Origin of the sequence: Rubrivirga sp., assembly GCF_049648075.1 — a bacterium.
Lineage (GTDB): Bacteria > Bacteroidota > Rhodothermia > Rhodothermales > Rubricoccaceae > Rubrivirga.
In genome coordinates this window covers 1-4,231 of the sequence record NZ_JBARYR010000281.1, presented here as the reverse complement: position 1 = coordinate 4,231, position 4,231 = coordinate 1, and the positions used below count along the sequence as shown (strand labels likewise).

Annotated in this window: 4 protein-coding genes; 3 read left to right on the top strand and 1 reads right to left on the bottom strand. The window is 69.1% G+C overall.

Annotation, left to right across the window (positions count from 1 at the left end; all coding sequences use genetic code 11):
• The coding region (locus WBA11_RS08445) for a dynamin family protein (RefSeq protein ID WP_424520257.1) at window positions 1-1,484 on the bottom strand (1,484 nt) is incomplete at its 3' end.
• A 194-nt stretch (window positions 1,485-1,678) separates the two neighbouring features.
• Between WBA11_RS08445 and WBA11_RS08440 the strand changes: the two genes are divergently transcribed.
• The 3 genes from WBA11_RS08440 to WBA11_RS08430 all read left to right on the top strand — a co-directional run.
• The gene (locus WBA11_RS08440) at window positions 1,679-2,761 is read left to right on the top strand and encodes a hypothetical protein (protein WP_424520256.1); all 1,083 of its coding nucleotides are present in this window, start codon (window positions 1,679-1,681) and stop codon (window positions 2,759-2,761) included.
• A 67-nt stretch (window positions 2,762-2,828) separates the two neighbouring features.
• A complete protein-coding gene (locus WBA11_RS08435; protein WP_424520255.1) occupies window positions 2,829-3,479 on the top strand; it encodes a hypothetical protein in 651 nt (216 codons plus the stop codon).
• Window positions 3,476-4,231: sugar phosphate isomerase/epimerase family protein (locus WBA11_RS08430; RefSeq protein WP_424520254.1), on the top strand; the 756-nt coding region annotated here is incomplete at its 3' end. The genes WBA11_RS08435 and WBA11_RS08430, both read left to right, overlap by 4 nt.

Sequence of the window (4,231 nt, the reverse complement as noted above, 5' to 3'; positions counted from 1 at the left end):
GTGGCGAGCGCGCCCGTCGCCAGGATGCCGCCCGTCACGTCGAACGCCGTCGTCGCGATGAGCACGATGGCCGCCGCCCCGATTCCGACGGCCGTCGCGCCGCTGAGCGTCAGTGCCGAGCGCGCGTTCTCCAGAAGCCGCCGGGCCTCCTCGCCCATGTCGTACTGGTCGATGGTCCGCCGGGCCTCGCGGAGCACGTCGCGCAGGACTTCCTCGCGGTCGTACATGAACCCGCCCTCGGCCTTGGCCTTGTCGCCACGCCGGAGCTCGGCGAGCCGCGAGTAGGTCTCGTTCCACAGCTCGAACACGCGCCGCAGCATCGCGTCGGCGGCCTCGCCCAGCCGGGCCTCGATGCGCGCCTCGGCGTCGCGGACCACCTGGCGGTCGAACTCCTCGCGGAAGGCGTTGCGGTCGCGGATCAGGTTGAGGCGCGACACCCGGATCGTGTCGTCCAAGAACCGCGTCCCGCGCTTTTCCATCTCCAGCAACTCGCGGTCCACGTCCGAGACCGCGCGCGACGTGATCTCGCCCAGCGATTCCCGGACGTCGTCGAAGCGGGCGTTGAGCGCCGCCAATTCGGTCTCGTCGCCCTCGAGGACGGACCGCTGCGTGTCGAGCCGGGCGCGGACGTCGCCCAGGAGCGTGGCCGCGGCGTCGAGCGGTGCCGTCAGCTTGAGGGCGAGCCGGGTGTCGTCGGTGAGCGTCTCGGTGACGTAGCGCTGGAACGGGCCGAAGCGCGAAGCTTCCCAGCGTGGATCGGCCCGGTAGGCCTCGTCCCCGTCGGCGGATTCCTTGGCGTGGAGCGCCAGGCGGGCCGCGATGGGGAAGACGAGGGGCGGGCGGGCGTCCTCGAGGCCGGCCTCCTGAAAGATGCGGGCCAGCCCGTCTCGGACGTGATCCAAGACCTGGGCCAAGGCCGCCTCGGTCTCGGCGAGGTCCGCCTTGTTGACTGCGACGACCAGCCGCTTGCCCCACGCGCCACGTATGTACTCCAGAAACGTCCTTTCTGAGTCGCTAAGCGGGCGGTCATAGCTCGTCACGAACAGGACCAAGTCGGCGCGGGGCACGAAGTCCTCGGTCAGCGCCTGGTGCTCGCGCACGATCGAGTTGGTGCCCGGCGTGTCCACCAGCGCCATGCTCTCCAAGAGCGGGTGGTCGATGCGCCGCTCGGTCACGAAGTCCCCCTTGCGGTGCGTCGCCTCGGTGTCGCCGTGTCGCAGGACGGTGATCTTGTCCGTCGTCGGGACGGGGCCTTCTTCCATCACGCGCCGGCCGAATAAGGCGTTGACGGCCGTCGACTTGCCGGCGTTGAACTCGCCCGCGACGACGAGCAGGAACAGCTCGTCGAGGCCGTCTGCTAGGTCGGCGAGCCTCCGCCGCGTGTCGTCGGGAGCGTCGGCCTTGTCGAGCAAGGAGCCCAAGTCCGTGAGGAGGGTCCGTTCACGGTCGAGGAGGGCCTGGGCGGCGCGGGCCGGGGAGTACATGGGTCTGGGGAGCAACGTCGAAGAAGGTACGCGGACCGTGAGAGCGGCCTAAATCAGGGGGTTTCGCAGTCTCTCGGGTTCGGCGCGATGGAACCAGTCGGGTTCGGACGCTTAGCAGTCTGATACGGCCGACCCCGGCATCCCGCCCCGGCCTTGCATTTCTACCACGTCCCCCACCCATCTCAGAGGCTCTCATGCTCCACTTGGCACTAGCCGGTCTATTGGCCGGTTCTCTCGCCCTAACCCCTCCGGACGACACCGGCGACGACAAGAAGTCCGCTGCTGCGGACAAGGCTCCTACGGAAGCCGTCGCCATGCCTGGCGTCTTTGAGCTGAACGCTGAAGAGCCGGAGACGATCACGCTCGACACCTACGCCTTGGGCCGCCCGGCCGCGAGCGCTCCGATCAAGCTGTGGGCGCAGTACGCCTACGGCACGGCCTCTGATCGCTACGCCCTCAACAACGACGTCGAGCGTCTCGCAATCGCGAACGAGACCGCGACTGGCGAGGCCATCTCGCAGCGGATCGCCGTCGGCGCCCAGATCAACTTCCTGAGCTTCGAGCGCTTCCGTCTCGGTGGCGGCGCGATCCTCGGCATCGCCAAGAATGAGTTCAGCCTCGACGGGAACGACCCCCTCGGCGTCGGGAGCCTCGAGAGCGACTTCGGGTTGCAGCAGATTAAGGTCTACGGCATCGCCCGTGGCAAGGTCGTCGGCATCCACGGTGGCTACGCGTTCGACCTCGGTGATGACCAGGAGTTCACGGAGCCGATCGCGGCCCTCGGTGGCGCCCAACTCCCGAGCAACCTCGCGCGATCGGACAACCGAGACGCCGTGTTCTTCGGTGCTGACTTCGACTACCCGAGCGAGCGGTTCCGCCTCTTGGGTGGCATCGACTACTACCTCCTCAACGACGCCAACGACAACCCGAACACGGTTGGCGAGAACGAGATGGAGATCAGCGGTGGCAACTTCCTGAACTTCGCGTTCGGTGCCGGCCTCCGCTTCCCGGTCTTCGAGATCGGCGCGGTGCTCCAGCTTCAGACGCGGTTCGACGAGCCCACGCTCGAGAACGTCGGCACGACGGCGGGCATCGGTAGCCACATCGGCATGGTGGTCCCATACCTCCGGATCTCGCCGCCGAACCTCCCGGCCTCGCTCTACATCAAGGGTGCCACGCCCGACGAGTACCTCGAGTACGGGTACCCGCTCGGCGGTGCTAACTCGGTGCAGCCGGGCCTCGGCTTCACGGCCGGTCTCTCGATCGGCTTCGAGTAGCCCGACCTGGCATTAGCCTTTGGGGCCGTCCGGCGACATGCCGGGCGGCCCCTTTTCTATGCACCCCGTGCGACTTATCCCTCTAGCGCTTCTGGTCGTCATCGGCTGCTCGGCGCCCCGTGACCCCGCCGCCCTCGGCCCGCAAGCGCGTCCGTCGGCGCTGACCTACGAGGTGACCGTCGACTCCCTCGAGGACGCGGCCTCGTCACTGGCGAGGCTCGCCGTGGGCGCCCGAGCGATGGTAGGAGTCGGGCTGACGCCACTCGCCTCGCCGCTGCTGTCGACGCCGGAATCGCGGTTCACGCTACCGGCCGTGTCGGGACCTCTCGCCCTCGGGCTGATCCCGGGCGGTGACCCGCTGCTGCGATCGGAGCTGGTGGTCGTGGGAGCCGACGTCGACACGCCCAGCGCGGCTGTCGTCCTCGAGGCGGCCCGCGCGTTGGTGGAGCGCTCGCAGTGGACGGACGTCCCCGGCCGAAGTGTCCAGATCGCACTGTGGAGTGGAGCCGCCTCGAGGTCGCGCGCGCTTTCGGCGCCCCTGTGGCGGCGGGACGCGGTCTACGCGGTCCTCGAGGTTGGAGAACCGCCCTCGAGGGCGGACGACGCCGTCGAATACATCGTGGGAGCCGCTGGTCTCGATCTCTCAGCCGTCGTCCTCGCCCGCGTCCTCGAGGTCGCGAGCGAACCGGCGGTTTCGGATTCTCTGGTTTCGCGATGACGACAGCCTGGACGACCGACATTTCGACGCAGGATGCCGCTCGCGCCGTCCGACAGACGCTTTTGTGGGGCCTGGACGGCGTCGCCCTGCGAACGGTCGGCGGCGCTCGCGTCCCGAACGTGACCGAGGGGCCGTTGCAACGCCGCCTCGAGGACGCCGAGCTTCCGGTCGTCGCCCTCGACCCCGGCCTGTTCGAGGGCGACGCGTCCTCGAGGGCAGGTTGGCTCAACGACATCGCCGTTCTCGAGGACGTGGCTCCGTTCGCGCTACGCGCCGGCTGCGACGTGGTCCGGGTCGGTGCGTTCTCGAGCGGGGATGTGCAGGACCGGGCCGTCGCGCTCGGAGCAGCGGGGGAGAAGGCGCGTCAGCTCGGCCTCCGGCTCGCGGTTCGCAACGAGGTCGGCACGGGCGTGGCGACGGGATCCGAGCTGGCCGAGTTGCTGATTCAAATCGCGGACCCCAACGTCGCTGCCGATTGGCGTCCGGCCGACGCCCTCGAGGGCGGTGAGGCACCCGGCGCTGGTCTCGACGCGCTCCTGACGGCCAAACTCATTCCTTCCGTAGTCAGCGTCCGGGACCTGTCGGGCGGCCTCGAGGTCGAGATCGGAAGCGGAGACGTTGGGTGGGCCGAGCACCTGCGTGCGCTGGTGGCCGCGGGGTTCTCGGGTCCGCTCGTGATCGACGGGCTCCCCGACCCTCCCCGCGTCTCGGGGCTGGCGTCCTCGACGGCTCTGGTACAGATGGCCCGGGTC

What these genes read in the sequence shown, in the direction of transcription:
- WBA11_RS08440 (WP_424520256.1), top strand. Translation starts at nt 1,679, where the DNA reads ATGCTCCACTTGGCACTAGCCGGTCTATTGGCCGGTTCTCTCGCCCTA.